The following is a 26,330-nucleotide window of genomic DNA, read 5'->3' as shown; positions in this document are numbered from 1 at the left end:
CGGCCCTCAGCCGGCCTTGCGCGCCACCAGGGTGAGGATCGTGTAGCGGGCGACGGGCGTTTCCTCCTGGTTGGTGACCAGGACGTCCCAGGCCACGACCCCGGTCTTCTCGTCGCGCGGGGTCTTCCGCTTCACCGTCAGCCGCGCCTGGAGGGTATCGCCGACGCGCACCGGCTCCAAAAAGCGCAGCTCCTCGAGCCCGTAGTTGGCGAGCACCGGCCCGGGGGCGGGGTCGACGAAGAGCCCGGCCGCCGCCGAGAGCACGAAGTAACCGTGGGCCACCCGCTCGCCAAAGAGGCTCTCCTTGGCCGCCAGCGCGTCGGTGTGGGCGTAGAAATGGTCCCAGGAGAGGTTGGCGAAGGCGACGATGTCGGCCTCGGTGATCGTGCGGCGGTGGGTGGTGAGGGTTTCCCCGATCGCGAGCTCCTCGAAGGCCTTGCGAAAGGGATGCGTCGAAGCCGGCTTCTCCGCCCCGGGGGCATGCTCTTGCAGGACTTCGGCGAGGGTCTCGGGGTCGCCCTGCAGGGCCACGCGGTTCAGGTGATGGCGCACGGCGAGCAGCCCGCCGAGCTCCTCGCCCCCGCCAGCCCGGCCGGGGCCCCCGTGCTTCAGCACCGGCAGCGGGGAGCCGTGCCCGGTCGAGGCTTCGGCGTCGCGGCGGTTGAGGACGTGCACGCGGCCGTGATGCGGCCCAAGCCCCATCAGGTACGCGGCGACCTCCCCGGGGTCCGGGCTGGCCACGGTGGCGACCAGGCTGCCCCGCCCCCGGGCGGCGAGGGCGATGGCCTCGTCCCGGTCCCGGTACGGGATGAGGGTGGCCACCGGGCCGAAGGGCTCGACCTCGTGGACCGCCGCCACCCCGCCCTCGGCGACGAGCAGCAGGGGCGGGAAGAAGGCGCCGTCGTCACGGCCAGGGTGGCGCCAGGCCACGCGCGCCCCGTCCTTCAAGAGGGCATCCACCGCGGCCTGGACCTCGCGCTTTTGCTCGACCGAGACCAGCGGGCCGAGGGTCGTCCCCTGATCCCGGGGATCGCCGAGCACCTGCGCGGCGAGGCGTCCGGCGATGGCGTCGCGAACGGCCCCGAGCGCCTCGGCGGGGACCAGGACGCGGCGCACCGCGGTGCAGCGCTGCCCGGCCTTGATCGTGAGCTCCTCGGCAACCATCTCCGCGAAGGCCGCCTTCTCCGGCTCACCGGCGGCCTCTCCCAGGATGGCCGCGTTCAAGGAGTCGGTCTCGGCGTTGAAGCGCGCGCCCCCTTGGTGAAAGGCGGGGTGGGCGGCGAGCTTTAATGCGGTGGCCCGGGACCCGGTAAAGTAGACGCTGTCGCGGTGGTCCAACGCGTCGAACGCGTCCTCCAGCCCGCCGACGACGAGCTGCAGGCTCCCCTCGGGCAAGAGTCCGCTGGCCAGCATCGCCCGGACCAGGGCCACCGCGACGTGCGCCGTCGGGGTGGCCGGCTTGGCCAGGGTCGGCACCCCGGCGAGGAAGGCCGGGGCGAACTTCTCCAAGAGGCCCCAGACGGGGAAGTTGAAGGCGTTGATCTGCAGGGTGATCCCTTGTTTGGGGACCAGGACGTGACGCCCCAGGAAACGGCCGTCCCGGGAAAGGGGCAGGAAGGCCTCCTCCGGCCAGAGGTTGCCCTCGGGGAGCCTGCGGGCCTGGCGGGCATAGGAAAAGAGCACGCCGATGCCCCCGTCGACGTCGTACCAGGCGTCCTTGGCGGTGGCTCCGGTGGTGGCCGAAAGCGCGTAGAGCGCGTCCTTCTTCTCCGAAAGGTAGCGCGCGAGGTCTTTGAGACGACGGCCGCGCTCGGCGAACCCCAGCTCGCCGAGCGCCGCCCCGCCGACCTCCCGCCCCCAGGCCACGGCCTCCTTCACCGGCAGGCCCCGGCTCGAGGCCCGGGCCAGGACCTCGCCGCTCAGCGGATCGCGGATCTTTCGCCCTTCCCCTTGGCCGCGCATCCAGCGGCCCATCACATAGCTTTCCAAAACCTCCATGCGCACCTCGCTAAAACGGCGGCTCGTCCTCGAAGTTCGGGATACGCCGCGCGCGAAACGATGCCAGGCCTTCCTCGAGGTCAGGACCGGAGAACCCCAAAAACTCGAGCGCCAACGAGACGTCGAAGACCGGAAGCCCCATGCGCAACCAGCCGTGCAGGGCGTGCTTGGTCCAGGCCAGGGCGGTGGGGCTGCCCCGGGCCAGACGGACGGCGATCCGGCGGGCCTCGTCGAGGACCGCATCGTCGGGCACGGCCCGGGCCACCAGCCCCAGGCGCGCGGCCTCCCGGCCGGTCAGGGGCTCGTTGAGGAGGAGGTGGTACTTGGCCCGGGCCAGGCCCACCAGCCAGGGCCAAAGCAACGCGGCGTGATCGCCGGCGGCCACCCCGAGCCGCACGTGGGCGTCGATCAACACCGCCTCCTCGCCGACGACCGCGATGTCCGCGAGCAGCGCCGCGGCCAGCCCGGCCCCGGCGGCCGCCCCCCGGACCGCGGCCACCACCGGCTTCGAAAAGTCCAGCATCCCGACCACGAGGTCCCGGGCCTCCTTCCAGACCCGGGCGCGCACCCGCCAGTCGGCGGCCATCGCCTCCACCAGGGCGTGGTCGCCGCCGGCGGAGAAATCCTCGCCCGCCCCGCGCAAGAGCACGGCGCGCACGTCCGACCGGTCCTCGAGGTCGCGCCAGATCCGGGCCAGGGCGCGGTGCCCCTCGGCGCCGAGGGCGTTCTTCTTGCCCCCGACGAGCACCACCTCCAGGACCCCCTCCCGGGGGCCCTCCAAGCGCAACGGCGGCTCGTCCACCTCAGACCACCTTGAAGATCTCAAAGGGCTGGCGGCAGTCGTTGCAGTAGCCGAGCGCCCGGCAGGCGGTGGGGCCGAAGCGGTTGATCAAGGTGGTGGCCTGGGAGCCGCAGTACGGGCAGGCCGCGGGGGCCTCCTTTTGGACCTCCTCGCCGAGGTCCTCGGGCAGGGCGAACCCCGCCAGGGAGAGCATGCGCTTTCCGGTCTCGGTCAAGCGCGAGGGATCCCAGGGCCGGGTGTGATCGAGCTTCACCTCCACCGGACCGAACTCCGAGAGCCGTTCCTCGATGTCCCGCTTCATGCGATCCACCGCCGGGCAGCCGAGGAAGGTGGGGGTGAAGTGGACGACGATCCGGTCGCCGACCTCGACCTCCCGGATCACCCCCAGGTCGACCAGGGAGAGGAGGGGGATCTCGGGATCGGTCAGCTCCCCCAGCGCCTCCCAGATCTTGGCCTCGTCCACCCCGGTCCTCACCACGCCCCCTCCGGCTCGATGCGCCGCACCATCGTCATCTCCTCGTAGAGCTCGTCCCAGCCCGGGCCGTGCTGGCCTTGCCGACCCCCGTAACGGGGGGCCACGTCCAGCCGCCAGGCCCCGCCGGTCCGCTCCCCGGGAAAGGGCAGCGCGTGGGCCTCGAAGTAGGGGTAGACCCGCGCCAGCCAGGCGTCGCGCAGCGCGGGGGTGGGCCTGGCCAGGAGCCCCGCCTCGACCAGGGCCGCCTCGCCGGGAACCGGCTCGAACAGGCCCAGCAGATCGGGCCAGATCGCTTGGAGCGCGGCCTCCAGGCGCGTCCGGGCGTCGACCGAGCCCTCGGCCAGCGTCCGCCACCAGGCCTCGCCGTGGCGGACGTGATAGCGCTCCTCGCGGCGAATCTTCTCGGCGGCCCCGGCGAGCTCGGGATCGGCCGAGGCCAGGAGCCCCTCGATGCGAAGCTCGTCGAACAGGTCGTAGAGAAACCTGCGGGCCACCGCCTTGGCCCAGTCCCCGCCCCCCTGATGCTGGCCCTTGGGGTCGTACTTGGGGGTGGTGCGGTCCTCGAGCAACCGGGCGTGGTAGTAGGCGTCCTTGGGTCGCAAGAGCGCCAGGTGGTCGGGGTCCTGGTCCAAAAGCGCCCCCGCCAGGGTGTAGAAGACCCGGGCGTGGCCGATCTCGTCCTGGGCCATCGAGGAAAAGGCCACGTCCTCCTCGATCACCGGCGCGACCCCGGTCCACTCGGAATCGCGGTAACCGATGACGATCTCGTCGTCGGCCAGGGTCAGCAGGTAACGGGCCAGGGCGGACTTCAGCTCAGGACTCATCGAAGACCTCCTGGGCGAGCGTTTCGAACATGGACTTGATCTGGCGGCGCTTTTCGACGGTCACCCGATAGGCGATGCCCATGCGATAGGTCCGGTCGATCGGGGGCTGGAGGTAGTCGAGGTCGGTCACCTCGACGACCTCCTCGCGGGGCACCACCCAAAGGCGGTAGGCCTCGTAGCGCCGGGAGTAGATGTCACGGGCGTACTCCACCGCCCGGTCGCGGTCGGGGGCCACGACCGAGCCCACGTGCACCATCGGCTCGCCTTCTTGCTCCTGGCGGAAGACTTCCCAGACGTGCACGGCCACCCCCTAGGCGGCCTGGGCCTTCTCGCCCAGGATGGCCCGGCGCACCCAGGCGGTCTCCTCGTAGGACAGGCGCCTAAACCCCAGGCGCTCCTTGGAGGCCGGTCCGTTGCCGGTCACCACCTGATAGAGCTTGTCCCAGTCGGGTTCGGTGTACTGCCAGCGGCCGGTCTTCTCGTCGAAGCGCAGCTTGGGGTCGGGGATCTTCAACCCGATCTCGCGGATCTTGCGCACGTAGGTGGAGAGGAACTCCTGCCGCAGCTGCTCGTTGGGCTTGGTCTTGATCCCCCAGGCGAGGTCCTTGTCCTTCTCCGGCGGGGTGGGCGGGCCGTGGAACATCATCAGCGGCTCCCACCAGCGCTCCAGCGCCTCCTGCATCAGCCGCTTTTGCTTTTCCGTGCCCATCATCGCGGTGAGCACGATGTCCTCGCCGTGCTTGAGGTGGAAGGCCTCCTCCCAGCAAATCCGGCGCATGGTGCGCCCGTAGGGGGCGTACGACGAGCGCTGCAGCGCCCCCTGGCTGATCACCGCGGCGCCGTCCACCAGCCAGGCGATGATGCCGACGTCCCCCCAGGAGTAGGTGGGGTAGTGGAAGACGTTGTGGAACTTGGTGCGGCCGTTGATCAGGTCATCGAAGATCTGCTCCCGGGGCTTGCCCAGGTCCTCGACCAAGCGGTAGAGCAGCTGGGCGTGCCCCACCTCGTCCTGGATCTTGGCGGTGACCGCGAGCTTGCGGTGCAGGCTGGGGGCACGCAGGATCCAGTCGCGCTCGGGGAGCGCCCCCATCAGCTCGGAGTTGGCGTGCATCTCGATGAACTTGATCAGCCGCTTGCGGTACGCGTCGGGCATCCAGTCGGTGGCCTCGACCCGGTGCCCCTCCGCCAGCCGTTTTTTGAAGGCCTCTACCCGTTCCTCGTAGGTCATGACTCCCTCCCTTTCCTAAAGCTCTTCCCAGTACTCGAGCTCCACCCCTTCCGGGTCCACGTACTGCTCGAAGACCCGCCGGATCGCCTCGTGCACCGTGGCGTCCTTGTAAAACTGCCAGAGCATCTCCATGTCCTCGGCCCGGTAGATCAGCTTGACCCGCCTGGGATCGGTCAGCGAGCGCAGGACCCGGTTCTCCGAGGTCGGCGAAACCCCGTACTCCTGGGCGATGCCGTCCAGGGTCGAAAGCGACTTGTAGGCCTTGGCGAAGCGCGAGGCGCTCGCCCCCGGCTTGAGCGGCAGGGTCTCCACGACCGTGTAGCGGTAGCTCATTCGATCTCACCTCCCAACGCCCCCATCGCCATGCGGCAAAAGCCCCTGGCCAGGTCCCGGGGGCCAAGCCGTCCCTCGGGGCGGTACCACTGGTAGGTCCAGTTCAACGCCCCCAGCAGGAACCGCGCCGCGAGGGCCGGGTCCTCGACGCGAAACGCCCCGCTCCGCACCCCCTCCTCGATCAGGGCGCGGAGCTCGGCCTCGTAGCGGTCCCGGAGCGCCCGCACCCGCTCCCGGTAGGGCTCGGAGAGGAACTTCCACTCGTGGAAGAACACCGTCGCGAAGGGCAGCTCCTCGACGATGACCGCGAGGTGACCGCGGACGAAGGCGCAAAGCCGGGTCTTGGCGTCCCCTTCGGGGAGGCCCTCGATGACCGCCTTGAACCGCTGGGCGGCCCGTTCGACGATCGCGAAGAGGACCTCCTCCTTGGAGTCGATGTGGGCGTAGAGGCTGCCCCCCTGGAGCGCGAGCTGGCGCGCGATTTCGCGCACGCTGGTGGCGTGGTAGCCGCGCTCGGAGAAGAGGCGCCCGGCGGTGTCCAAGATCTCTTCCTTGCGACCCATGTACCCGGATACTAACGAACGTTTGTTAGTCCACGCCACGACGCCGATCACAGTTCCCTACACCCCCTTAAACCGCGCGGCCCGGCGCTCCCTGAACGCGGTGAGGCCCTCGAGGTGGTCCTCGGTCTGCCCGGCGGCGGCCTGGCTCGCGGCCTCGAAGGCCAGGGCCTCGCTGAGGCTGGCCTCGAGGTTCTGCCAGAGCGCGCGCTTGGTCAGCGCCAAGGCCCGGGTGGGCCCCTCCGCCAGCTCGGCGGCGAAGGCCCGGGCCCGTTCCGCGAAGGCCTCGTCAGGAAAGACCTCGCTGACGAGCCCCGAGGCCCGCGCCTCGTCGGCCCCGATCCGGGGCGAGCGCAGACACCAGTCCAGGGCCCGTGCCATGCCCACCAGCCGGGGCAGGAAAAAGCTCATCCCGGCGTCCGGGACCAGCCCGATCCGGGCAAAGGCGGGGGTGAAAAAGGCGGACGCGGCCATCACCCGGAGGTCGCAGGCCAGCGCCAGGCTCATGCCGGCCCCCGCGGCCACCCCGTTCACCGCGGCCACGGTGGGCTTGTCCAGACGGGCCAGCGCCTCGATGACCGGGATGTAGTCGGCGAGCACCCGGCGGTAGTCGCGGTCCTCGGGGACCGCCTCGAGGTCCTGCCCGGCGCTGAACGCCCGCCCCTCCCCGGTCAGCATCACCGCCCGGACGTCGCGATCGCGCCGCGCGCGGCGCAAGGCCTCAGCGAGCGCGCCCAGCAGCTCGGGGTTTAGGGCATTGAGCCGATCGGACCGCCGAAGGGTCAGCACCAGCAACCCGTCTTGACGTGTCGTTTCTAGCACCGCTACCTCCCCTCAAAGCGCGGGGGGCGCTTTTCCAAGAACGCGCGCACCCCCTCCCGGGCGTCCTGGCTCTCGAAGAGCACCAGGAAGCCGCGCTGCTCGTAGGCGATGCCCGCCTCGAGGAAGGTCTCCTCCGCCTTCCGCACCGCGTCCTTGATCAGCCGTACCGCTAGCGGCGGACGCGCGGCGATCGCTTTCGCCATCCGCAAGGCCTCGTCCAGGCAGGCCTCGGGTGGCACCACCCGGTTGACCAGCCCGAAGCGCCTGGCCTCCACCGCGGAAAGCCGCTCGAGGTCCAGCAGCACCGCCATCGCCCGTGCCCGCCCGAGCTGGCGCGCCAGCCGCTGGGTGCCCCCGGCCCCCGGCATCAGGCCCAGGTTGACCTCCGGCTGACCGAAGACCGCGTCGGTGCCGGCGACGACCAGGTCGGCGCACTGCACCAGCTCGAAGCCACCCCCCAGGGCATACCCCCTGACCGCGGCCAGGAGCACCTTGGGGAACGCGCGGATCCGCGCCCAGGCCCGGGCCCGGGGCCCGTTCAAGAGGTCCACCGCGGACCGGCCTTGGAAGGCCTCGAGGTCCGCTCCCGCGGCGAAGGCCCGCTCGTTCCCGGTGATGACCGCGACCCGCAGCGACGCGTCCGCCGCGATCCGGTCGAGGGCCTCGGCGAGGGCCTCGAGGAGCGCGTCGGAGAGGGCGTTGAGCCGCTCCGGCCGGTTGAGCTCGAGGAGCGCCACCCCGGGGTGCGGGGTGCTAAGGCGTATCGGCGCCACCGCGCACCTCCAAAACGCGGCGCCGCTCCGCCTCGAAGCGGGCGGCGATCTTCTCTTTGGGCAGGACGACCTGGGTGGTCTTCCCTTCGCCGATGCGGTCACCGAGGGCGTTCTCCACGACGCAGTCGGCGTAGACGCGGTTGCCCTCGGTGCGGACGTGCCGGGCCACGACGCGAAGGGGCATGCCCACCGGGGCCGGGGCCAGGTGACGGGCCGAGACCTCGTAGCCGATCCCGTCCTCCCCGGGCTCGAGAAAGGGAAGGATGAGCTTCCGCGAGGCGAGCTCCATGTGCTTGACCATCCAATAGGTGGCGTAGACCGGGTGAACCCGGCCCAGCTCCTCGAAGTCCACGGTCATCGCCTCGGTGACGACGGTCTCGAAGGTGGCCCGATGACCCACGGGAATCGGCCTCATGCGCTGAGGTTCCTCTCGTCGACGACGCGCCGCAGCTTGCCTCCGGCGCTGCGCGGGACCTCCCCGGGGGCCAGGAGCTCGACGCGCATCGTGACGCCGATCGTGTCCTTGATCTTCTGCCGGATCTTGTCCCTTAGGCCGCGCAGGAAATGATCCGCCTCGACGATCTCGTCGTGCAGCACCTCGTGGCTGATCTCGCGGAAGACCGGCTCGGTCAGCTCGACCCGGAGAACGGCCTCGTCAAGGGTCCCCTCCCGGCGCACGACCAGCTGGTAGTGCGGGGCGACCTCGGGGATCAACTCCAGCACCGCCTCGATCTGGGTGGGATAGACGTTGACCCCGCGAATGATCAGCATGTCGTCGGTGCGCCCCTTGATCGGCCCCATGCGCGCGTGGGTGCGCCCGCAGACACAGGGCTCGTAGGTCAGGTAGGTGATGTCCCCGGTCCAGTAACGCAACAGCGGCAGGGCTTCCTTGGTCAGGGTGGTCAGCACCAAGACCCCTTCCTCCCCTTCGGGCAGGGGTTCCCCGGTCTCCGGATGCACCACCTCGGGCAGGAAGTGGTCCTCCCAGATGTGGCTGCCGGCCTGCCCCTCGTAGCACTCCTGGCTCACTCCGGGGCCGATGATCTCGGAGAGGCCGTAGATGTTCATGGCCTTGACCCCGAGCCCGGCCTCGATGTCCTTGCGAATCGCCTCGGTCCAGGGCTCCGCGCCGGGAATCGCGAGCTTCAAGGAGATCGCTTCCGGAGCGATGCCCCGCTTGCGAAACTCCTCGGCCAGGGTCTGCAGGTAGGAGGGGGTGGCGGTGATCACGTCCGGCTTGAAGTCCAAAATGAGCGTGATCTGGCGCTCGGTCATCCCCCCGGAGACCGGCACCACGGTCATGCCGAGCCGCTCCCCACCGTAATGGACCCCCAGGCCGCCGGTGAACAGCCCGTAGCCGTAGGCGTTGTGCAGCATCATTCCCGGACGGGCCCCGGCCGCGGCCAGGGAACGGGCGTTGACCTCGGCGAAGACCCCGATGTCCTTGCGGGTGTAGCCGACGACGGTGGGCTTGCCGGTGGTCCCCGAAGAAGCGTGGACGCGCACGACCTGCTCCCGGGGCACCGCGAAGAGCCCGAAGGGGTAGTGGTCGCGCAGGTCCTGCTTGCGGGTGAAGGGGAGCTCGGAGAGCGCCTCAAGCCCCCCGAAGGCCTCGGGCCGGATCCCGGCCTGGTCCAGGCGCTCGCGGTAGAACGGCACCCGTTCGTAGACATAGGCCACCACGTGCTTGAGTCGCTGATCCTGCAAGGCCTGGAGCTGGTTTCTGGGCATGGTTTCGATTTCCGGCTGGTACATCGTTCACCTCCTCACGCCACGCGCTCGACCACCATCGCGATGCCCTGCCCGACCCCGATGCACATCGTGGCCAGGCCGAAAGTGGCCTCCCGCCGGCGCATCTCGTGGAGCAGGGTGGTGAGGATCCGCGCCCCCGAACAGCCGAGCGGGTGGCCGAGCGCGATCGCGCCGCCGTTGGGGTTCAAGCGGGGGTCCTCGGGGTCGAGCCCCCATGCCTTAAGCACCGAAAGGGCCTGGGCCGCGAAGGCCTCGTTGAGCTCGATCAGGTCGAGGTCGTCGAGGGTGAGCCCGGCCCGCTTGAGGGCCTTCTCCGTGGCCGGGACCGGGCCGATGCCCATGATCCGCGGCGGCACCCCGGCCACCGCCATGCTCCGGACCCGGGCCAGGGGGCGAAGGCCGTGGAGCCGGGCGTACTCGGCGCTGGTCACCAGCAGCGCCGCCGCGCCGTCGTTGAGGGAGGAGCTGTTGCCAGCGGTCACCGTGCCCCCCTCGCGAAAGGCCGGGCGCAAGCGAGCCAGCTTCTCCAGGCTGGTGTCGCGGCGCGGCCCCTCGTCGACCTCTACCCGGTACTGCCGTTTTCGGGTGGTGACCTCGATGGGCACGATCTCGTCGGCAAAGCGCCCGGCGTCGATCGCGGCCACCGCCTTCTGATGGGAGCGCAGGGCGAAGCGGTCCTGGGCCTCGCGGGGGATCCGGTACATCTCGGCCAGGTTTTCCGCCGTCTCCCCCATCGACTCGGTGCCGTAGCGCTCGGCCATCTTGGGGTTCACGAAGCGCCAGCCGAGCGCGGTGTCGTACATCACCGCGTTGCCCCGGGCGTAGCCGGTCTCGGGCTTGGGCACCGCCCAGGGGGCGCGGCTCATCGACTCCACCCCGCCCCCGATGTAGACCTCGGCCTCGCCGAGCATCACCGCCCGCGCGGCCTGGGCCACGGCGTCGAGCCCGGAACCACAGAGGCGGTTCACCGTGACCCCGGCGACCTCCACCGGGAAGTCCGCGAGGAGCAGGCTCATCCGGGCCACGTTGCGGTTGTCCTCCCCCGCTTGGTTGGCGCAGCCCAGGTAGACGTCCTCGACCTCGCCCTTGGGCACGCCGCTCTCCGCCATCAGGGCCTCGAGCACCCGCGCCGCCAGGTCGTCCGGGCGCACCGGGGCCAGCGCCCCCGCGTAGCGCCCGATGGGGCTTCGCTTCGCCGCGACGATCCACGCTTCCCTCATGCTTCCTCCAGGTGAAAGACGGTTCCCGTAAAGTGCGCCACCGAGCGGTCCTCCACGCTCAACGCGACGCTGTAGGTGGCGGTGCGCCGGCCCCGGTGAAGGGGCCGGGCCAGGGCCACGACGACCTCGCCGGCCCGCACCGGACGGAAGTAGTCCATGCGGGTGGAGAGGGCCACCGCCTTGACCTCGAGGTTGGAGATCAGGGCGAAGGCGGCGTCGGCCAGGGCGTAGAGGACCCCGCCGTGGGCGGTGCCGTGCAGATTGAGATGGGGCCGGTCCACCTTCAGGCGCAACCGGGTCGCGGCCGCGTCCAGGGCCTCGACCTCGATCCCCAGGGTCTGCATCAAAGGATCCCTCAAGGCGTCCCCTCCTTGGCCCCCCCGAGGTAGTGCTCGAGCACCCGGGGGTCATCGGCCAGGGCGTCCGCGGGGCCCTCGAGCACCACGCGCCCCGCCTCCAGGACGTAGCCGCGATCGGCGAGGGCCAGCGCCGCCCGGGCGTTTTGCTCGACCACGAGAAGGGTCGTCCCGGCCTCCTTGAGCCGGGCCAGGGTGCGGAAGATCTCCTGCACGATCAGCGGCGCCAGGCCCAAGGAAGGCTCGTCGAGCAAGAGGAGCCGGGGCTTGGCCATCAGCGCCCGCCCGATCGCCAGCATCTGCTGCTCGCCCCCGGACATCGTGGCGGCGAGCTGGTGACGGCGCTCGGCGAGCCGGGGAAAGAGTGCGTAGACGCGCTCGAGGTCCGCCTCGAGGTCGCGCTCCCCGCGCTTGTAGCGAAGAAAGGCCCCCAACCGGAGGTTGTCCTCGACGGTCATCGAGCCGAAGAGGTGCCGTTGTTCGTGCACCAGGACGAGCCCCCGGGCGACCCGCGCCTCCGGCTCCAACCGGTCCAGCGACGCCCCCGCGTAGCGCACCGTGCCCCGGCCGTTCACCAAGCCCATCAACGCCAACAGGGTGCTGGTCTTGCCCGCGCCGTTGGGGCCGATCAGGGTCACCGCCTCCCCCTCGCGCACCTCGAGGCTGAGGCCGTCGACCGCCACCGCCGCACCGTAGCGGACCTCCAGGTCCCGGACCTCGAGGATCACGCCGCCCCTCCCAGGTAGGCCTCGATCACCGCGGGATGGCGCCGGACCTCGTCGGGCGTCCCCTCGGCGATCTTCTCCCCGTAGTGCATGACCACCACGCGGTCCACCAGGTGCATCACCAGGTCCATGTCGTGGTCCACGATCAGGATGGTGATGCCGGCCTCGCGCAGGGAACGGATCAGGGCCGCCAGGGCCCGCTTCTCCCCGGCCCTGAGCCCCGCCGCGGGCTCGTCGAGCAACAGCATCACCGGGGCCGCGGCCAGCGCCCGGGCGACCTCGAGCTGGCGCTGCTGGCCCAGGCTGAGGGCCGAGGCCTTCTCGAAGGCCAACCCGCCCAGCCCCACGCGCTCCAGGGCCAGGAACGCCTCGCGCTGGGCGCGCGCCTCCTCCGCCCGGTCCAGCCCCAGGATCGAGGCCGGTAGGCTGGCCCTCGTCCGCGGATAGGTGCCGAGGAGCGCGTTCTCCAGCACCGTCATCTCGGGAAACAGATGGGGGTGCTGGAAGGTGCGCACGAGCCCCAGGCGCACCGTCTCGAAGGGATAGCGGCCGGTAATCTCCTGGCCCAGGAAGCGCACCGTTCCGGCATCGGGACGCAGCACCCCGGCGATCAGGTTGAAGAGCGTGGACTTCCCGGCGCCGTTGGGACCGATCAGCCCGACGATCTCCCCGGAGCGCACCTCGAAGCTGATGCGGTTGACGGCGAGCAGCCCGCCGAAGGCCTTGGTCAGCCCCTCGACGCGCAGCATCTCGGGCGCGAGGGGGGGTTGGCGAGGCGCCAGGCCCGGGCCTTCGGGGGGGCGGGGCCGGACGCGGGGGAGGCGGGCCTCGATCCAGGGCCAGAGGCCCTTGGGGGCGAGGTGCAGGATCGCGACCAGCAGGAGCCCGTAGACGATGATCTCGTAGTTGCCGCTCTTGCCCAGGAGCAGCGGCACCAGGTCCTTGAGCCACTGCTCCAGCCCGGTGAGCAGCGCGGCCCCGAGGAAGGCCCCGGGGAGGGACTGCACGCCGCCGACGACGGCCATGATCAGGTAGAAGATCGAGGCCTCGAGGGAGAACGGGCTGGGGTTCACGAAGCGGATGAAGTGCACGTAGAGCCACCCCGCGAGGCCGGCCCCGAGCGCGGCCAGGACGAAGACCCAGAGCTTCAACACCGGCGGTCTGGCCCCGAAGCTAGCGGCGGCCACCGCGTCCCCGCGCAGCGCGCGCACCATGCGTCCGTGCCGGCTGCGCACCAGCTTCCAAAGGCCAAGGGCGTAGAGCCCCACCAGCCCCCAGGCCAGGTAGGCGTAGTGGCGGGGGTCGCGGAGCTCGAGCCCACCCAGGCTAACCGCGGGCAGGTCGGACAGCCCGGTGCGCCCCCCGGTCAGCGCCACCCAGGAACCCATGACGATGTAGATCGCGACCTGCCAGGCGATCGTCGCCAGGGGGAGGTAGTGGCCCTTCAGCCGAACCGTGAGCGCCCCCAGCCCCAGGGCGAAGACCAGGGTGACCGCGAGCCCGGCGACCAGGCCCAGCCAGGGGGAGGCCCCAAAGCGCACCGCGAGGATCGCGCTGGTGTACCCGGCGACCCCCATGAACGCCGCCTGACCGAAGCTGGTCAGCCCCGCGAGCCCGGTGAGCAGGTAGAGCCCGACCACCACCAGGCTCGAGATCGCGGTGAAGACCAAAAGGGTCTGATAGAAGGGGGGCAGCACCCAGGGCAGCACCAACAGGAGGAGGAACCAGATCGCGCGCCTCATTCCTCTTCCTCCACTTCCCGGGCGACCAGGCTGCGCCAGGCCAGCACCGGCAAGAGCAAGACGAAGACGATGGCCTCCTTGTAGGCGCTGGCGTAGAAGGAGCTAAAGGACTCCATCAAGCCCACGAACACCCCGCCGAGCACCGCCAGGGGGTAGTTCACCAGCCCGCCGACGATGGCCGCGACGAAGCCCTTGAGCCCCAGCAAGAACCCCATGTCGTAGCCGGCGTTAGAGAGCGGCGCGGTCAGGAGGCCGGCGAGCGCGCCGATCGCGGTGGCGAGCAAGAAGGCCACGCGCCCGGCCTCGCGCACGCTGATGCCGCTCAGCCTGGCCCCGACGCGGTCGACCGCCGCGGCGCGCAACGCCTTTCCGAAGAGCGAGCGGGAAAAGAACAGGAAGAGGGCGCTGGCGACGACCGCACAGGCCGCGACCACGACCAGCCCCTGCCCGGGCACGGGGACGCCAAAGAGCGCCACCTCGCCGGACCAGAGCGCGGGGGTGGCGAACTGTTCGGGACCGAAGAAGGCCAGCCCCAGGCCCTTGTAGGCGAAGTGCAGGCCGACCGCCAGAATCAGGTAAAGGAGCACCGACCCCTGGGGCAGGGGCTCGAAAAAGAGGCGGAAGGTGGCCGGCCCCAGGGGCAGCACCACGAGCAGGGCCACCGGCCAGGCCAGCGCCGGCACCCGAGCCCCCAAAACGCCCAGCAACCCCACGGCCAGGGCGGCCAGCAACAGCCGGAGCGCCCCCCGGCCGCGGCGGCGGTCGAGCCAGGCCCAAACCGCCAAGAGCAGGCTGGAGAGGGCCACGGTGCCGGGCACGTGGCCCTCCAGCAGGAGCGCCTGGGTCAGGGGGGCATAGACCACCCATTCGCCCATGGGGATGAGGATGACCCGGGTCACCGCGAAGACCAGGACCAGGCTCAGGGCCACCAGGGCGTACAAGGCCCCGCCGATCAAGCCGTCGCTGAGAAGAAAACCGAAGATGAGGGGATCCATGCCCCACCCGCGCGTCAGCGGAAGGTGCGCTCCAGCACCCAGTTGCCGTCCTTCACCCGGACGATGACCGCGGCGTCCTCGAACGACAGCCCGAGATGGTCCTCGGGGCTCATGTTGAACACGCCGTGGGTGCCCACGACCCCGCGGGTGGCCTCGATCTCGTCGCGAAGGGCCTTGCGGAAGGCGGCGAGGTCGTCCGGACTGGCCTTCTTAAGCGCCCGCGCGATCGCGCCCTTGGCGATCTTCCAGGCATCGTAGGCATGCCCCCCGAAGGTCGAGTAGCTGCCCAGGCCGTAGGCCGCCTCGTAGGCCACGATGTAGGAGAGCGCGACCGGCTTGGAGGGGAAGGCGTCCGGGAGCTGCGACGCGACCAGGATGGGGCCCGCGGGCAGGAGGGTGTTCTCCACGTAGCGCCCGCCGACCTTGAGGAAGGCCGGGTTGGCCACCCCGTGGGTCTGGTAGATCTGACCCTTGTACCCTTTCTCCACCAGGGTGCGCTGCGGCAGCACCGCCGGGGTCCCGGCCGCGCCGATCAGCACCGCGTCCGGGCGGCGGGAGATGAGCTTCAAAACCTGCCCGGTCACCGAGGTGTCCTTGGGGGAGTAGCGCTCGCTGGCCACGATCCGGATCCCCGCGGCCTTGGCCGCCTTCTCGAACTCACGCGCCCAGCCCTCGCCGTAAGCGGTGTTGAAGCCGAGGTACGCGGCGGTCTTGATGCCCCGGGCGACCATGTCCGAGACCACCGCCTTGGCCATCAGCTCGTCGGTTTGCGGGGTCTTGAAGACCCAGTACCGCTTGTCGTCAACCGGGTAGATGATCGCCTTGGCCGCGGCCAGCGAGATGAACGGCACCTTGGCCTCGGCCACCGCGTCGATCATCGCTAGCGAGTTGGGGCTCGTGGTGCCGCCGATGATCAGGTGCACGCGGTCTTCCTCGATCAGCTTCTTGGTGTTCTTGACCGCCGCGGTGGGGTCGGTGCCGTCGTCGAGGATGAAGAACTTGACCGTCGTGCCCTCGGGGAACCCCAGGAGCTTGCCTTGTTCGATCAAGAGCAGGGTGTTCTTCTCGGGGATGCCCAGCGAGGCCGCGGGACCCGTCGTCGAGAGGGTCACCCCGACGCGCACCTCGACCTGGGCCAGCCCCAGGGCCAAGACCAACCATCCCAAGATCACCCACCAACCTTTTCGCATCTCCCTCACCTCCTAAACACCGACCGCTGCCCGTCGTCGCAGCAGCGGATCCGGCCGATACCGTTCCTCGCCGAGTTCCTGGAAGAGGCCCTCGAGCCCGGCGAGCAAAGAAGGAAGCCCCAGGTGCCCTGCCCACGCCAGGGGCCCCCGGGGGTAGCGGGTGCCGAGGACGAGCGCCCGATCCAGCGTCTTGGCCTCGGCCAACCCCTCGCGCAGCGCGCTGTGCGCCTCGTTGACCAGCATGGCCAGGATGCGAAACCCCACGCCCCCCGGCTGGTCCGGGATCACCCGCGGGGTCAGCCCCAGGGAGGCCGCGAAAGCCTCGACCCAGTCCGGCACCTCCCCGCCCTCGGGGGCCATGAGCTCGATCGGAGCGCCGGACGCAAGCGGCGGGACCAAGCTGACGCCATAGACCTCACCGGCCTCGGGATAACACGGAACCGCCCGCGAGGCCGAGTGCCCCCAGACCAGGGTCAGGACCGGAAGGCCCGGGGGCGCCTCGCGGGGGTAGGCCTTCTCCTTTAGGGGTATTCGGAGGTCGAGGATCACCCGCGCCGCCTCGGGCCCGACCCGCTCCAGCTTCGGCGCCAGCGCCGCGGCGACCGGCCCCGCTCCCAGGACCAGGGCCGGCAGAGGGCGTGGCGCGACCTCGGCTTTCGCTTCTTCCGCCCTGGGGTAGACGTAAAACCCCCGACCCGTCTTCTGTCCCAGCCAGCCCGCGTTGACCCGCTCCGCCTGGAGCCAGTGCGGCCGGTAGCGGGGGAGGTGGAAGGTCTGCTCCCAGACGCTCTTGGTGGCGGCGAAGTTGACGTCGATCCCGATGAAGTCCATCAGCTCGAAGGGGCCCATGGGGAACCCCAGCCCGCGCATGATGCGGTCGATCTGTTCGAGGGGGACGCCGTCTCCAGCGAGGACCAGGGCCTCGCCATAGTAGGGGCGGGCCAGGCGGTTGACCAAGAACCCCGGCCGGTCCTTGGCCACCAGCGGCTCCTTGCCCAGCCGCCGGGCGAAGGCCAGGGTGCGCTCGAGCACCCCGGGCTCGGTCATCACCGTCGGGATGACCTCCACCAGGGGCATGCGGTGGGCGGGATTGAAAAAGTGAAGGCCGATGACCCGGCCCGGCCGCGGCACCGCCCGGGCGATCGCGGTCACCGAAAGGGTCGAGGTGTTCGTGGCCAACACCGCCTCCGCGTTGGCCTCGCCCAGCTCGGCGAAGACCCGCTGCTTGAGGGCCAACTCCTCGGGGACCGCCTCGATCACCCAGGTCGCGTCGGCCAGGTCGAAAAGCCCCTCGACCAGGTGAATCCGCGCGAGCACCGCCTCCGGGGCCTCGTGCAGGCGACCCCGGTCCCGGGCCCGCTCAAGCGAGGCGGCGATGGCGCGTTTGGCCTTGTCCAGGGCCTCGCGATGGGGGTCGTGGAGCTTGACCTCAAACCCCGCGAGCGCTGCCGCCTGGGCGATGCCCCGGCCCATGGTGCCCGCCCCGACCACGGCGACCGTTTCCCTCGCGCTCATATCACGTGCTCCGGAATCCCCTCCAGCTCGGGTTTCGTCGTGGGCATGACGCCGCCCTCGAACGCGGCCACCGGACTGCCTTCCAAGAACCAGCTCTTCGGCGTTTTGTGCCCCCAGAGCGTCTGCCTGCGGGGATCGTTGAGCTGCCAGCGGATGGGCTCCAGGTCGGGGTCGACGGTCAGGTAGTCGGAGGTGTAGAGCTCGATGCGGTGCCCGTCGGGATCCCGGAGGTAGAGGAACATCGCGTTGGAGATCCCGTGCCGCCCCGGGCCACGCTCGATGCGGTCCGTTTGCCGGGCGCCGGCCAGGATGTCCGCGGCGCGAATGATCGCCATGGGATCGGGCAGCCAGTAGGCGAAGTGATGCAGCCGGGGCCCCTCCCCGTTGGTGAACGCCAGGTCGTGGACGTTGCCCTTGCGGTGCACCCAGGCCGCCCAGATCCGCCCCTCGTCGTCCTCGGTGTACTCGGTGAGGCGAAAGCCCAGCCCTTCCCGGTAGAACGCAAGCGTCGCCCCCACCCTCGGGGAGAAGACGTTGGCGTGATCGATGCGCAAAATCCCCGGTCCGCGGTAGCGGTGGTAGGCCTGCAAGAGCCGCTCGTGCTTGACGTCCCGGTGGTAGAAGAGCAGGGGGTAGCCAAAAGGGTCCTGGAGCCGCACCGCGCGGGGCCGCTCGAAGAGCTCGAGCTCCTTGGCGGGGAGGTCGCGGGCCTGCGCGAACGCCAGGACGCGGTCCAGGTCCGCCTCGGAGGCGACCTTGAAGCCGATCCACATCACCCCCGGCGTTGGCCCCTCCTTGAGGAGGAGGCTCCAGGCCCGCTCCTCGTAGCCCCTCAGGTAGAGCTCCCCCGGCCGCTCGGCCACCGGGACGAACCCCAAAAGGTCGACGTAGAAGGCCCGGGCGGCGGCGAGGTCCCGCACCCAAAGCCCCACCTGTCCGATCCGCACCACGTCCGGACGCATCGCTACCCCTCCCATCCCAAGAACCGCTGGATCTTTTCCTTGTAGGGTGCCTTGTCGTAGACCTCGTAGAGCGCCTGGTACATGCGCACCGGATCGCCGAAGAAAAAGCGCTCGTAAAGCTCCTGGCGGGCACCGAAGCTGGAAAGGGTCATGTCCCAGGCCAGGCGGAAGAGCTGCGCTTTCTGGCGCGCCTCCAGGTTGCGCCCCTGCATGTACTTGGCCATGGCCTCGGCCAGCGGGCCCTCGAAGTCGCGCTCGGAGGGAATCAGGATCATGCCCCCCGCCCCGATCTGCTGGATGATCTCGCGAAGCCTGGGGTAGAGCTTGGGGTAGAGGTTGCGCGCGCCGTCGAGCTTGGCCCGGCTGGGCACGAAGACCCCGTAGGCGTTGGCCGACCCCTCGACCTCGGCGGCCTGCCAGAACGCGCGCATGGCTTCGAGGTAGACGATGATCTCGGCGATCTTCTCGCGCACGTGGCCGAAGCGGTCCGCCCCGATGCCCTCGGCGATGAGGCTCGCCAGCCCCAAAAAGGCCTCGGTCTTCGCCACCTTGTGCACCACCACCTGATGGGCCATGTGGTGCAGCGCGCCGGTCTCGGCGTAGGCCCGGTTGGTGAGCTCCACCGAGCCCAGGATGAAGATCCGCTCCCAGGGAACCAAGACGTCGTCGAAGACGACCATCGCGTCCATCTCCTCGAAGCGCGAGGAGACCGGATGATCGAAGGTCGACCGGCCGGCCAGGGGCTCGCGGCAGACGAAGTGCAGGCCCGGGGTGTTGGTGGGCAGGGCGAAGGCCAAGGCGTAGCGCTCCGCCCCAGGCTCGCTCTTGAGCACCGTGGAGGGGAAGACCAGGATCTCGTCGGCGAGGGGGAAGGTGGCCAGCATCCGGGCCCCGCGGACGATGACCCCGTCCTTGGTCTCCCGCACCACCCCCACCGCGATGTAGGGGTCGGGCTGCTCGACGGTGCTCTTGGCGCGGTTGACCTGCGGGTTGGTCAGGGCGTGGGTCGTGCAAAGGTCGTTCTCCCGCACGAAGCGGTAGTACTCGCGCACGTTCTCGGCGAACCGGGGGTCCCCCTGGGCGAAGAAGTCGGCGGCCTGCGCATAGGCGGTGAGCGCCGCGTTGAGGTAGTCCGGGGTCCGCCCCATCAGCCCCAGCGTCTGATCCGCCCAGGCCTTGTAGGCCGCGGCGCGCTTCTTGAGGTCCTCGACCCCGTGGGCCTCCCGAAAGCTCATCCCCACCGGCTGACCGCTGTCCGGGGAAGGGTAGGTGAGCACCGACTGCCAGCGCGGATCGTGCTGCATGTCGTAAAGGGCAGCCATGGTGCGCACCACGCCAGCGAAGGCGGGGTGGGTGGTGGGGTCCTCGACCCGCTCCCCCTTGAGCCAGAGGTTGGGGGGCGCGGTCCTGAGCGCCTCGATGTAGGCTGCGCCGGTTCTCGCCATCAGTCTTCCTCCTTGCCGAACTTGGGAATCGGGTGCGGGCCCAGGGGCACCATGACGCTTTTCTCCTCGGTGTAGAAGGCAAAGCTGTGCTTCCCGCCCTCGCGACCGATCCCAGAGGCCTTCATCCCCCCGAACGGGGTGGGCAGGTGGCGGACGTTGTGGCTGTTCAGCCAGACCATCCCCGCCTCGATGGCCCGGGCCAGGCGGTGCGCGCGCTCGAGCGCCCGGGTCCAGACGTACGCGGCCAGGCCGTAGCGCACGCCGTTGGCGATCGCCACCGCCTCCGCCTCATCGCCAAAGGGCATCGTCACCAGGACCGGGCCAAAGACCTCTTCCTGCTCGATGCGCATGCCGGGCTCGGCCTCGATCACCGTGGGCGCGAAGTAGTTGCCCACCTCCCCCACCCGATGTCCGCCGGCGAGGACCCGTGCCCCCTCGGCCCTGGCCTCCTCGACGAAGGCCTGCACCCGCGCCAGGTGCTCGGGGTGGATCAGCGGCCCCACCTCGGCGTCCGGGTCCAGGGGATGGCCCACGCGCACCCGTTCCGCCCGCCGCACCACCCGCGCCACGAAGTCGTCGTACACCGAACGCTCGACCAGCAGCCGCGAGTTCGCGGTGCAGCGTTCGCCGTTGAGGCTGAAGATCTGGAAGATCACCCCGTCGAGCGCCCGGTCCAGGTCGGCATCCGCGAAGACCAGGGCCGGGCTCTTCCCCCCGAGCTCGAAGGAGTAGCGCTTCAAGGTGTCGGCGCCGGTCTTCATGATGATCTTTCCGGTGGTGGTCTCCCCGGTGAAGCTGATCAACTGCACCCCGGGATGGGCGACGAGGGCCGCGCCCGCCTCCTCGCCGAACCCCTGGACGATGTTCACCACGCCGGGGGGGAGATCGGCCTCGGCGAAGATCTTGGCCAAAAACCAGGCGGAAAGCGGCGACCACTCGGCGGGCTTCAAGACGCAGGTGTTGCCGCTGGCCAGGCAGGGGGCGAGCTTCCAGGTTTCGAGCATCAAGGGGGTGTTCCAGGGGGTGATCAGCCCAGCCACCCCCACCGGCTGACGGAAGGTGTAGTAGACGAAGCGGTCGTCGACCGGGTAGGTTTCGCCGTCGAAGGCCTCGGTGGCCTTTTCCGCGTAGTAGGCGAAGTTGGCCGCGGCCCGGGGGATCTGCCCTCCGCGAATGATCTTCAGCACCTGCCCGGTATCCAGGCACTCGATCACGCTGAGCTCGTCCGCGTACTTCTCGATCAGCTCGGCGACGCGCAGCAAATAGCGGCGGCGGTCCTTGGCCGAGAGCCGCGGCCAGGGCCCCTCGTCGAAGGCCCGCCGGGCCGCCCGGACCGCGGCCTCCACGTCCTCGGCCCGACCCCGGGCCACGCGGGCCAGCACCTTGTTCTCGGCAGGGTCCAGGGTCTCGAAGGTCTCGCCGGAGACGCTTTCGCGGAACTCGCCGTCGATGTAGTGGGGGATGGAGCCCTGGCGCAGGGTCTCCCGAACGGCTTCGATGAACGCCGGATCAAACGCTCGCTTCATACCGCCTCCTCGATCACCGGATTCTCCAAGGCCCCGACGCCCTCGACCTCGACGCGCATCGTGTCGCCGGGGCGCACTGGCGAAAGCCCCCTTGGAGTGCCGGTGAGGATCACGTCGTAGGGCTGGAGGGTAAGGAAACGACTGATGTAGGCGATGACTTCGGGAATCGTAAAGACCATCTGCGCCGTCGAGCCCTCCTGCTTGAGCGCGCCGTTCACGTAGGCGCGAAGGGTCAGCGCGTGGGGGTCGGGCAGGTCCTCGGCGTCCACCAGGAACGGGCCCAGGGGGGTAAAGGTGTCCCAGCCCTTGGCCTTGACCGGTGGCCGGAAGAGGTTGCCGACGTAGTCGCGCACCGTGACGTCGTTGGCCACGGTGTAGCCGAGGACGTGGTCCATCGCCCGCTCGGGCTTGATCCTGCGCCCGGGCCGGCCGATGACCACCGCGAGCTCGGCCTCGTAGTGCATGTATTCGGCGCCGTTGGGATACTCGACCGGTGCCCGGTGCGGCACCAGGCTGGACGGGGGTTTTAGGAAGAGCACCGGTTCCTTGGGCTCCTCAAGCCCGAGCTCCCCCGCGTGTCCGCGGTAGTTCAGGGCCAGCCCGAAGATCGTCCTGGGCGCGAAGGGAAGCCAGTAATGCGCGGTCTCGGGGTCGTGGCGCCCCCCGGCCTCGTCGACCAGGGCCCCCGCCTCCCAGCGCACCGCGCGCAGGCGTCCCCGATAAAGGATGCGGCCCCGCTTCATGCCCACCCCCACTTGGCGGCCAGCGCGTCGAGCCGCGCGGCCACCTCCGGCGAAGGCGGCCCCAGCGGAAGCCGCCACTCGGGCGCCAAGAGCCCCGCCTTGGCCATCAGGTACTTCAGCGGCACCGGGTTGGTCTCCCAGAAGATCGCGTCGTTGAGCTCGTAAAGCTCGTAGTGCAGCTGCCTCGCCCGGGCGTGGTCGCCGCGCTTGACGGCCGCATAGAGCCCGGCGACCTTCTCGGGCACCAGGTTGGCGGTGGCCGCGATCATCCCCCGGGCCCCCAGGGCGAGCATCGGGTAGGTCAGGGACTCCAGGCCGCAGAAGACCCCAAACGCCTCCCCCAACCGCAAGAGGGTCTCGGTCACCACGTCCAGGTCCTTGAGGGCGTGCTTGACCCCGATCACCCAGGGGTAACGCGCGCGCAGACGGACCAGGGTCTCGACGGCAACCGGCACGCAGGCCCGGCCGGGGATGTTGTAGATCACCACGGGAAACTCGGGCACGGCCTCGAGCACCGCGGAAAAATAGCGGTAGAGCCCCTCCTGGCTGGGCTTGAGGTAGTAGGGGGTGATCACCAGGGCCCCATCGGCACCCGCGTCCCTGGCGTAGCGGGTGAGGGCGACCGTTTCCTCCAGGTTGGCGCTGCCGGTTCCGGCCAGAACCGGTACCCGCCCCCCGGAGACCTCGACCGTCAACGCGATCAGCCTTTTGCGCTCCTCAAAGGTCAGCGAGGCCGGCTCGCCGGTGGTCCCGCCCACCGACAGTCCGTGGCTTCCTGCCTCGATCTGCCGCTCCGCCAGCCGAACAAACGCTTGTTCGTCTATCGCCCCATTGCGAAAGGGGGTCACCAGGGGGACCACCGAGCCCTCAAACACTCCGCACCTCCCGTGTCGCCCAAATTCTCTTCCCGGAAGCCACCGGACGCTATTGGCGAATGATCCAAAACAATCGCGAGGTTTTGGCGATTAAGGACAAATGTCCTAAGAGATGCTTGCCCGGCCTCAATCCCTTTGGTATAAGGGACAAAACCAGCAACGTTTTTAGGAGGGTTTAAGCATGTTGCGTTTCGGTGAGCTCGCCCAGGCGATGGGGCTGAAGTTGCTGGCCCCCTCGACGCGTCCGGTGACCTGGGTTGGCACTGAAAAGGAGCTCGCAAACCCCGTGCTCCACGCCCTGGTCGTGGCCCCGAAAGGGCACGAGCGGCTGGGCCAGAGGCTCCTCAAACAGCGCGGCGCGGGCATCTTTTGCCAGGACCCGGAGCCCGCGCTCACCGCGCTGGCCAAACACCACGAACTGGGGCTGGCGGTGCTGCCTCCGTGGGTGGAGCTCGGCGCAGCCATCGCCGAAGCCCAACAGCGGATCCTGGAGGCCTGCATGCCCCAGCTGATGACCCTGGGACCGCTGATCGAGTCCCTGGAACGGCTCGCCGCGCACGAAGCACGGTTCTTGGAAACCCTGCATCGTTGGACCCGCCTCCCTCTGGCCCTGGTCAGCCCGTGGGGGGAACGGCGCGCGGGCGTTGGCCCCCTTCCCCAGACCCTGCCCGAGGCCCCCGGCGAAGGGCCGGACTACCTCGCCTTTTCCGCCGGGGAAGGGCTGCTTGTGGCCTTTGGCAACCCCGAGGCGCTGGACACCGCGCGCGGCCTGCTAAGCTTGGCGTCCCAGGTCCTGGCCGCCAGGGGGCTCTTGGACCAGGCCCAGCGCATCGAGGAGGAGGGGCTGCGGGCGGCCCTGCTCGATGACCTCCTCGAACGGGCCGCCGACGAGCGTCGGGCGATCGCCTTCGGATTCCACCCAGGGCTTCCCTATGCCCTGGCCCTCGCCGAACCCGCCCCGATCCCCGGACAGCACCGTCTGGCCGAGGAACGAAGGCGGAAGGTGCTGCAATCGCTGCGCCAGCGCGCGAGCAGCTACCTCGCCCACCTGGGGGTCGGGTACCTGGTCTCGACCCGGGCGGGAAGGGCCGTGGCGCTGTGGCAGACCCACGCGCTGACACGCGAGGCCGAGGGCCTTTCGCGGGCGCTCGGAGAGGGGGTGAAGCTGGGCTACTCCGCCCCCCACCGCCAGCTCGAGGAGGTGCCCGCGGCCTACCGCGAGGCGTTGATCGCCCTAAAGGCGGCCAGCGGCCAAACGCCCGCCGGCTTCGCCGAGCTGGACCCGGTGGCCTGGGTGCTCTTGCAGCAGTCTCCGGAGGACTTGAAGGCCTTGGTCGAGCGGTTTCTCCCCCTCGAGGAAAAGCTCGTGCGCACCCTCGAGGTCTACCTCGCCCACGACGGGCAGCTGGCCCCCGCCGCACGCGCGCTTCACGTCCACCCCAACACCCTGCGTTACCGGCTCCAGCGCATCGAGGCCAAACTCGGCGGCAGGCTCAGGCACCCCGAGCTCCTGGCCCAGGTCCACCTGGCGCTCCGGGCCCGGGCGCTTTTAACCGGATAACTCCCAAAACGGCGGTTTGACGCTGGGATACGGCGCTCCTATAATCGCCTAGGGCGAAGCGGCCGGGCCGTTAGCTCAGCTGGTAGAGCAGCCGACTTTTAATCGGCTGGTCGGGGGTTCGAATCCCTCACGGCCCACCAGCCTCGGGGCCCCGCGTCCGGGGCCCCGTTTGCTTGCAACATCCCGCGCCCTGGGCTAGACTATGCTTCTGGTGCGCGGCCGAGCCCGCCCCCTTACAGGGCCCCATCGTCTAGAGGTCAGGACACCGCCCTCTCAAGGCGGAGGCGGGGGTTCAATTCCCCCTGGGGTCACCAAGCGGCCGGGCTTGGCCCGGCCCTTTTCCTTTGGTTGAATAAAGCGATGCGACGCACCACCCCTACCGTTCACATCGGCCCGGTCCCCGTCGGCGGCGATCACCCGATCGCGGTCCAGGCGATGACCAACACCGACACCGCCGACGCCGCCGCCACCGCCGCCCAGGTCGCGGCCCTCGCCGAGGCCGGGGCCGAGATCGTGCGCATCACCGTCAACACCGAAGCCGCGGCGCGGGCGGTGCCGGAGATCAAGGCCCGGCTCGAGGACCTCGGGGTGACCGTGCCCCTGGTCGGGGATTTCCACTTTTCCGGCCACATCCTGCTGCGCAACCACCCGGACGCGGCCCGGGCCCTCGACAAGTACCGGATCAACCCCGGCACCCTGGGGAAAAAGCGCAAGGACGCCGCCTTTTCGGAGATGATCGCGGTGGCCAAGGACCTCGATAAGCCGGTGCGCATCGGCGGCAACTGGGGCTCCTTGGACATGGAGGTCCTGGCCGAGCTGATGGACGAAAACGCCCGCCGCCCGGAGCCCCTCCCCGCGGAGGCGGTGGTCCTCAAGGCCCTGGTGGAGAGCGTGGTGCGCTCCGCGGAGTACGCCCTGGCCCTGGGCCTCCCCGAGGACAAGCTCGTGCTCTCGGCCAAGGTCTCCCGGGTTCCCGAGCTGATCGAGGTCTACCGCGAACTCGCCCGGCGCACCCCCTTCCCCCTCCACCTGGGGCTGACCGAGGCCGGGATGGGGGATAAGGGGGTGGTGGCCTCGGTCGCCGCCCTCGCCCCCCTCCTGCTCGAAGGCCTGGGGGACACGATCCGGGTCTCCCTCACCCCCCGTCCCGGCGAACCCCGCACCCGCGAGGTGGAGATCGCCTGGGAAATCCTCCAGGCGCTGGGACTCCGGCGCCGCGCCCCCGAGGTCTCGGCCTGCCCGGGCTGCGGGCGCACCACCTCTGACCGCTTCCAGCGCCTCGCCGAGCGGGTCGAGGCCTACCTAAAGGCCCGCCTCCCGGAATGGAAGGCCAAGTACCCCGGGGTCGAAACCCTCAAGGTGGCGGTGATGGGCTGCGTGGTCAACGGGCCCGGGGAGAGCAAGCACGCGGACATCGGGATCAGCCTCCCCGGCACCGGCGAGGACCCCAAGGTACCGGTCTACGTCGACGGCGCCCACCACGTCACCCTCTCCGGAGAGGACCTCGAGGCGCGGTTTCTCGAGCTCCTCGAGGCCTACGTCGCCCGGCGGTTTGGGGGGGAGCCGTCCTGGCCCACCTCGTCACCCTAACCCTGGCCGTCCTGGCGGCCCTCGCCCCGCCCGAGGGGGTTGGCCTGGACCCCCGCGCCTGGCGCATGGCCCCTTCGTCTACCCGCTCTTGCGGCTTAGCCTCCCCTTCGCCCGGGCCGGCCTCGCCGGAATGCCGGCGGCCCGGCGGGCGCTCGCGCCCCCGCTCACCCTGGCCGCCCTCCGGCGTTCCTCCTTAGCCAACCTGGTGCTCTTCCTGGGGGCCTTGGGGCTGATCACCCTCCTCCCGTCGCTCCTCGACCGGCGAAGGGACGGAGCCCGGCAAGGGATATTTCGTTGACAAGCGAAATGAGAAGTTCT

The 26,330-nt window shown here is 70.1% G+C and carries 27 protein-coding genes and 2 tRNA genes; 5 read left to right on the top strand and 24 right to left on the bottom strand.

All coding sequences use genetic code 11. The features are described from left to right. Window positions 1-6 precede the first annotated feature (6 nt). Genes paaZ through dapA form a run of 24 tightly spaced genes read right to left on the bottom strand, consistent with a single transcriptional unit; the run spans window position 7 to window position 22,861 of the window. On the bottom strand, window positions 7-1,998 hold the full coding sequence (gene paaZ, locus ACZ48Y_RS09405) for a phenylacetic acid degradation bifunctional protein PaaZ (RefSeq protein ID WP_464740681.1): 1,992 nt from the start codon (window positions 1,996-1,998) through the stop codon (window positions 7-9). A 10-nt stretch (window positions 1,999-2,008) separates the two neighbouring features. Next, window positions 2,009-2,800: an enoyl-CoA hydratase/isomerase family protein gene (locus ACZ48Y_RS09400; protein WP_464740679.1), complete on the bottom strand. Its 792-nt coding sequence runs from the start codon at window positions 2,798-2,800 to the stop codon at window positions 2,009-2,011. Between the two features lies 1 nt (window position 2,801). Then, window positions 2,802-3,275: a 1,2-phenylacetyl-CoA epoxidase subunit PaaD gene (gene paaD, locus ACZ48Y_RS09395; protein ID WP_464740677.1), complete on the bottom strand. Its 474-nt coding sequence runs from the start codon at window positions 3,273-3,275 to the stop codon at window positions 2,802-2,804. Then, window positions 3,272-4,099, bottom strand: a complete 828-nt coding sequence (gene paaC, locus ACZ48Y_RS09390) for a 1,2-phenylacetyl-CoA epoxidase subunit PaaC (RefSeq protein WP_464740675.1) — start codon at window positions 4,097-4,099, stop codon at window positions 3,272-3,274. Before paaC ends, paaD begins: the two co-directional genes overlap by 4 nt. Further along, window positions 4,089-4,400 (bottom strand): phenylacetic acid degradation protein PaaB, encoded by a 312-nt coding sequence (locus ACZ48Y_RS09385; RefSeq protein ID WP_464740673.1) that lies wholly within the window; start codon window positions 4,398-4,400, stop codon window positions 4,089-4,091. The genes paaC and ACZ48Y_RS09385 overlap by 11 nt, the downstream gene beginning before the upstream one ends. 9 nt (window positions 4,401-4,409) lie before the next feature. Further along, window positions 4,410-5,327 (bottom strand): 1,2-phenylacetyl-CoA epoxidase subunit PaaA, encoded by a 918-nt coding sequence (gene paaA / locus ACZ48Y_RS09380; protein ID WP_464740671.1) that lies wholly within the window; start codon window positions 5,325-5,327, stop codon window positions 4,410-4,412. Window positions 5,328-5,342: 15 nt separating this feature from the next. Next, a complete protein-coding gene (locus tag ACZ48Y_RS09375; RefSeq protein WP_464740669.1) occupies window positions 5,343-5,660 on the bottom strand; it encodes a hypothetical protein in 318 nt (105 codons plus the stop codon). Then, window positions 5,657-6,223 (bottom strand): TetR/AcrR family transcriptional regulator, encoded by a 567-nt coding sequence (locus ACZ48Y_RS09370; RefSeq protein ID WP_464740667.1) that lies wholly within the window; start codon window positions 6,221-6,223, stop codon window positions 5,657-5,659. Before ACZ48Y_RS09370 ends, ACZ48Y_RS09375 begins: the two co-directional genes overlap by 4 nt. A 57-nt stretch (window positions 6,224-6,280) precedes the next feature. Continuing rightward, window positions 6,281-7,009, bottom strand: coding sequence for an enoyl-CoA hydratase/isomerase family protein (locus ACZ48Y_RS09365; RefSeq protein ID WP_464740665.1), 729 nt, complete (start codon window positions 7,007-7,009; stop codon window positions 6,281-6,283). A gap of 35 nt (window positions 7,010-7,044) precedes the next feature. Further along, entirely contained in the window at window positions 7,045-7,815 is a 771-nt protein-coding gene (locus ACZ48Y_RS09360; protein WP_464740663.1) for an enoyl-CoA hydratase-related protein, read from the bottom strand. Then, the gene (locus ACZ48Y_RS09355) at window positions 7,796-8,230 is read right to left on the bottom strand and encodes a thioesterase family protein (RefSeq protein ID WP_464740661.1); all 435 of its coding nucleotides are present in this window, start codon (window positions 8,228-8,230) and stop codon (window positions 7,796-7,798) included. Before ACZ48Y_RS09355 ends, ACZ48Y_RS09360 begins: the two co-directional genes overlap by 20 nt. Further along, complete coding sequence (locus ACZ48Y_RS09350; RefSeq protein ID WP_464740659.1) at window positions 8,227-9,570, bottom strand: phenylacetate--CoA ligase family protein; 1,344 nt, start codon at window positions 9,568-9,570, stop codon at window positions 8,227-8,229. Before ACZ48Y_RS09350 ends, ACZ48Y_RS09355 begins: the two co-directional genes overlap by 4 nt. A gap of 11 nt (window positions 9,571-9,581) precedes the next feature. Further along, window positions 9,582-10,787, bottom strand: a complete 1,206-nt coding sequence (locus ACZ48Y_RS09345; protein ID WP_464740657.1) for a thiolase family protein — start codon at window positions 10,785-10,787, stop codon at window positions 9,582-9,584. Further along, complete coding sequence (gene paaI / locus ACZ48Y_RS09340; RefSeq protein WP_464740655.1) at window positions 10,784-11,146, bottom strand: hydroxyphenylacetyl-CoA thioesterase PaaI; 363 nt, start codon at window positions 11,144-11,146, stop codon at window positions 10,784-10,786. The genes ACZ48Y_RS09345 and paaI overlap by 4 nt, the downstream gene beginning before the upstream one ends. After that, window positions 11,143-11,868: an ABC transporter ATP-binding protein gene (locus ACZ48Y_RS09335; RefSeq protein ID WP_464742904.1), complete on the bottom strand. Its 726-nt coding sequence runs from the start codon at window positions 11,866-11,868 to the stop codon at window positions 11,143-11,145. Before ACZ48Y_RS09335 ends, paaI begins: the two co-directional genes overlap by 4 nt. After that, window positions 11,868-13,610, bottom strand: a complete 1,743-nt coding sequence (locus ACZ48Y_RS09330; RefSeq protein ID WP_464740653.1) for a branched-chain amino acid ABC transporter ATP-binding protein/permease — start codon at window positions 13,608-13,610, stop codon at window positions 11,868-11,870. Before ACZ48Y_RS09330 ends, ACZ48Y_RS09335 begins: the two co-directional genes overlap by 1 nt. Further along, the gene (locus tag ACZ48Y_RS09325) at window positions 13,607-14,605 is read right to left on the bottom strand and encodes a branched-chain amino acid ABC transporter permease (protein ID WP_464740651.1); all 999 of its coding nucleotides are present in this window, start codon (window positions 14,603-14,605) and stop codon (window positions 13,607-13,609) included. The genes ACZ48Y_RS09330 and ACZ48Y_RS09325 overlap by 4 nt, the downstream gene beginning before the upstream one ends. 14 nt (window positions 14,606-14,619) lie before the next feature. After that, entirely contained in the window at window positions 14,620-15,795 is a 1,176-nt protein-coding gene (locus tag ACZ48Y_RS09320; protein WP_464740649.1) for an ABC transporter substrate-binding protein, read from the bottom strand. Window positions 15,796-15,807: 12 nt separating this feature from the next. Beyond that, window positions 15,808-17,310, bottom strand: a complete 1,503-nt coding sequence (locus tag ACZ48Y_RS09315) for a 3-hydroxyacyl-CoA dehydrogenase NAD-binding domain-containing protein (protein ID WP_464740647.1) — start codon at window positions 17,308-17,310, stop codon at window positions 15,808-15,810. After that, on the bottom strand, window positions 17,307-18,272 hold the full coding sequence (gene hpaD / locus ACZ48Y_RS09310; protein ID WP_464740645.1) for a 3,4-dihydroxyphenylacetate 2,3-dioxygenase: 966 nt from the start codon (window positions 18,270-18,272) through the stop codon (window positions 17,307-17,309). Before hpaD ends, ACZ48Y_RS09315 begins: the two co-directional genes overlap by 4 nt. A 2-nt stretch (window positions 18,273-18,274) precedes the next feature. Then, window positions 18,275-19,717 carry a 4-hydroxyphenylacetate 3-monooxygenase, oxygenase component gene (gene hpaB / locus ACZ48Y_RS09305; protein ID WP_464740643.1) on the bottom strand — a complete coding sequence of 481 codons (1,443 nt, stop codon included), beginning with the start codon at window positions 19,715-19,717 and terminating at the stop codon, window positions 18,275-18,277. Further along, a complete protein-coding gene (gene hpaE, locus ACZ48Y_RS09300) occupies window positions 19,717-21,243 on the bottom strand; it encodes a 5-carboxymethyl-2-hydroxymuconate semialdehyde dehydrogenase (protein ID WP_464740641.1) in 1,527 nt (508 codons plus the stop codon). Before hpaE ends, hpaB begins: the two co-directional genes overlap by 1 nt. Further along, window positions 21,240-21,986, bottom strand: coding sequence for a fumarylacetoacetate hydrolase family protein (locus tag ACZ48Y_RS09295; RefSeq protein ID WP_464740639.1), 747 nt, complete (start codon window positions 21,984-21,986; stop codon window positions 21,240-21,242). Before ACZ48Y_RS09295 ends, hpaE begins: the two co-directional genes overlap by 4 nt. After that, on the bottom strand, window positions 21,983-22,861 hold the full coding sequence (gene dapA, locus ACZ48Y_RS09290; RefSeq protein WP_464740637.1) for a 4-hydroxy-tetrahydrodipicolinate synthase: 879 nt from the start codon (window positions 22,859-22,861) through the stop codon (window positions 21,983-21,985). Before dapA ends, ACZ48Y_RS09295 begins: the two co-directional genes overlap by 4 nt. 181 nt (window positions 22,862-23,042) lie before the next feature. Here dapA and ACZ48Y_RS09285 point away from each other — a divergent pair, with 181 nt between their 5' ends. The 5 genes from ACZ48Y_RS09285 (at window position 23,043) to ACZ48Y_RS09265 (ending at window position 26,310) form a co-directional block, all read left to right on the top strand. Continuing rightward, complete coding sequence (locus ACZ48Y_RS09285) at window positions 23,043-24,422, top strand: PucR family transcriptional regulator (protein WP_464740635.1); 1,380 nt, start codon at window positions 23,043-23,045, stop codon at window positions 24,420-24,422. Window positions 24,423-24,486: 64 nt separating this feature from the next. Continuing rightward, window positions 24,487-24,562 (top strand) — tRNA-Lys (locus ACZ48Y_RS09280). 99 nt (window positions 24,563-24,661) lie between these two features. Continuing rightward, a tRNA-Glu gene (locus ACZ48Y_RS09275) sits at window positions 24,662-24,736 on the top strand. Between the two features lie 46 nt (window positions 24,737-24,782). Next, window positions 24,783-26,012: a flavodoxin-dependent (E)-4-hydroxy-3-methylbut-2-enyl-diphosphate synthase gene (gene ispG, locus ACZ48Y_RS09270; protein ID WP_464740633.1), complete on the top strand. Its 1,230-nt coding sequence runs from the start codon at window positions 24,783-24,785 to the stop codon at window positions 26,010-26,012. Between the two features lie 88 nt (window positions 26,013-26,100). Continuing rightward, window positions 26,101-26,310, top strand: a complete 210-nt coding sequence (locus ACZ48Y_RS09265) for a hypothetical protein (RefSeq protein ID WP_464740631.1) — start codon at window positions 26,101-26,103, stop codon at window positions 26,308-26,310. The last annotated feature ends 20 nt before the right edge of the window (window positions 26,311-26,330 follow it).

The sequence above is a fragment of the Rhabdothermus arcticus genome (genome assembly GCF_055382915.1).
This window is presented reverse-complemented; position numbering and strand designations above follow the sequence as displayed.

Excerpts from the sequence above, each read along its gene's own strand:
- hpaD (WP_464740645.1), bottom strand. The coding sequence starts at position 18,272 with ATGCGTCCGGACGTGGTGCGGATCGGACAGGTGGGGCTTTGGGTGCGG.
- ispG (WP_464740633.1), top strand. The coding sequence starts at position 24,783 with ATGCGACGCACCACCCCTACCGTTCACATCGGCCCGGTCCCCGTCGGC.
- hpaB (WP_464740643.1), bottom strand. The coding sequence starts at position 19,717 with ATGGCGAGAACCGGCGCAGCCTACATCGAGGCGCTCAGGACCGCGCCC.
- hpaE (WP_464740641.1), bottom strand. The coding sequence starts at position 21,243 with ATGAAGCGAGCGTTTGATCCGGCGTTCATCGAAGCCGTTCGGGAGACC.
- paaA (WP_464740671.1), bottom strand. The coding sequence starts at position 5,327 with ATGACCTACGAGGAACGGGTAGAGGCCTTCAAAAAACGGCTGGCGGAG.
- ACZ48Y_RS09345 (WP_464740657.1), bottom strand. The coding sequence starts at position 10,787 with ATGAGGGAAGCGTGGATCGTCGCGGCGAAGCGAAGCCCCATCGGGCGC.
- ACZ48Y_RS09330 (WP_464740653.1), bottom strand. The coding sequence starts at position 13,610 with ATGAGGCGCGCGATCTGGTTCCTCCTCCTGTTGGTGCTGCCCTGGGTG.
- ACZ48Y_RS09375 (WP_464740669.1), bottom strand. The coding sequence starts at position 5,660 with ATGAGCTACCGCTACACGGTCGTGGAGACCCTGCCGCTCAAGCCGGGG.
- ACZ48Y_RS09370 (WP_464740667.1), bottom strand. The coding sequence starts at position 6,223 with ATGGGTCGCAAGGAAGAGATCTTGGACACCGCCGGGCGCCTCTTCTCC.
- ACZ48Y_RS09295 (WP_464740639.1), bottom strand. The coding sequence starts at position 21,986 with ATGAAGCGGGGCCGCATCCTTTATCGGGGACGCCTGCGCGCGGTGCGC.
- ACZ48Y_RS09315 (WP_464740647.1), bottom strand. The coding sequence starts at position 17,310 with ATGAGCGCGAGGGAAACGGTCGCCGTGGTCGGGGCGGGCACCATGGGC.
- ACZ48Y_RS09355 (WP_464740661.1), bottom strand. The coding sequence starts at position 8,230 with ATGAGGCCGATTCCCGTGGGTCATCGGGCCACCTTCGAGACCGTCGTC.
- ACZ48Y_RS09325 (WP_464740651.1), bottom strand. The coding sequence starts at position 14,605 with ATGGATCCCCTCATCTTCGGTTTTCTTCTCAGCGACGGCTTGATCGGC.
- paaC (WP_464740675.1), bottom strand. The coding sequence starts at position 4,099 with ATGAGTCCTGAGCTGAAGTCCGCCCTGGCCCGTTACCTGCTGACCCTG.
- ACZ48Y_RS09285 (WP_464740635.1), top strand. The coding sequence starts at position 23,043 with ATGTTGCGTTTCGGTGAGCTCGCCCAGGCGATGGGGCTGAAGTTGCTG.
- ACZ48Y_RS09320 (WP_464740649.1), bottom strand. The coding sequence starts at position 15,795 with ATGCGAAAAGGTTGGTGGGTGATCTTGGGATGGTTGGTCTTGGCCCTG.
- ACZ48Y_RS09350 (WP_464740659.1), bottom strand. The coding sequence starts at position 9,570 with ATGTACCAGCCGGAAATCGAAACCATGCCCAGAAACCAGCTCCAGGCC.
- paaZ (WP_464740681.1), bottom strand. The coding sequence starts at position 1,998 with ATGGAGGTTTTGGAAAGCTATGTGATGGGCCGCTGGATGCGCGGCCAA.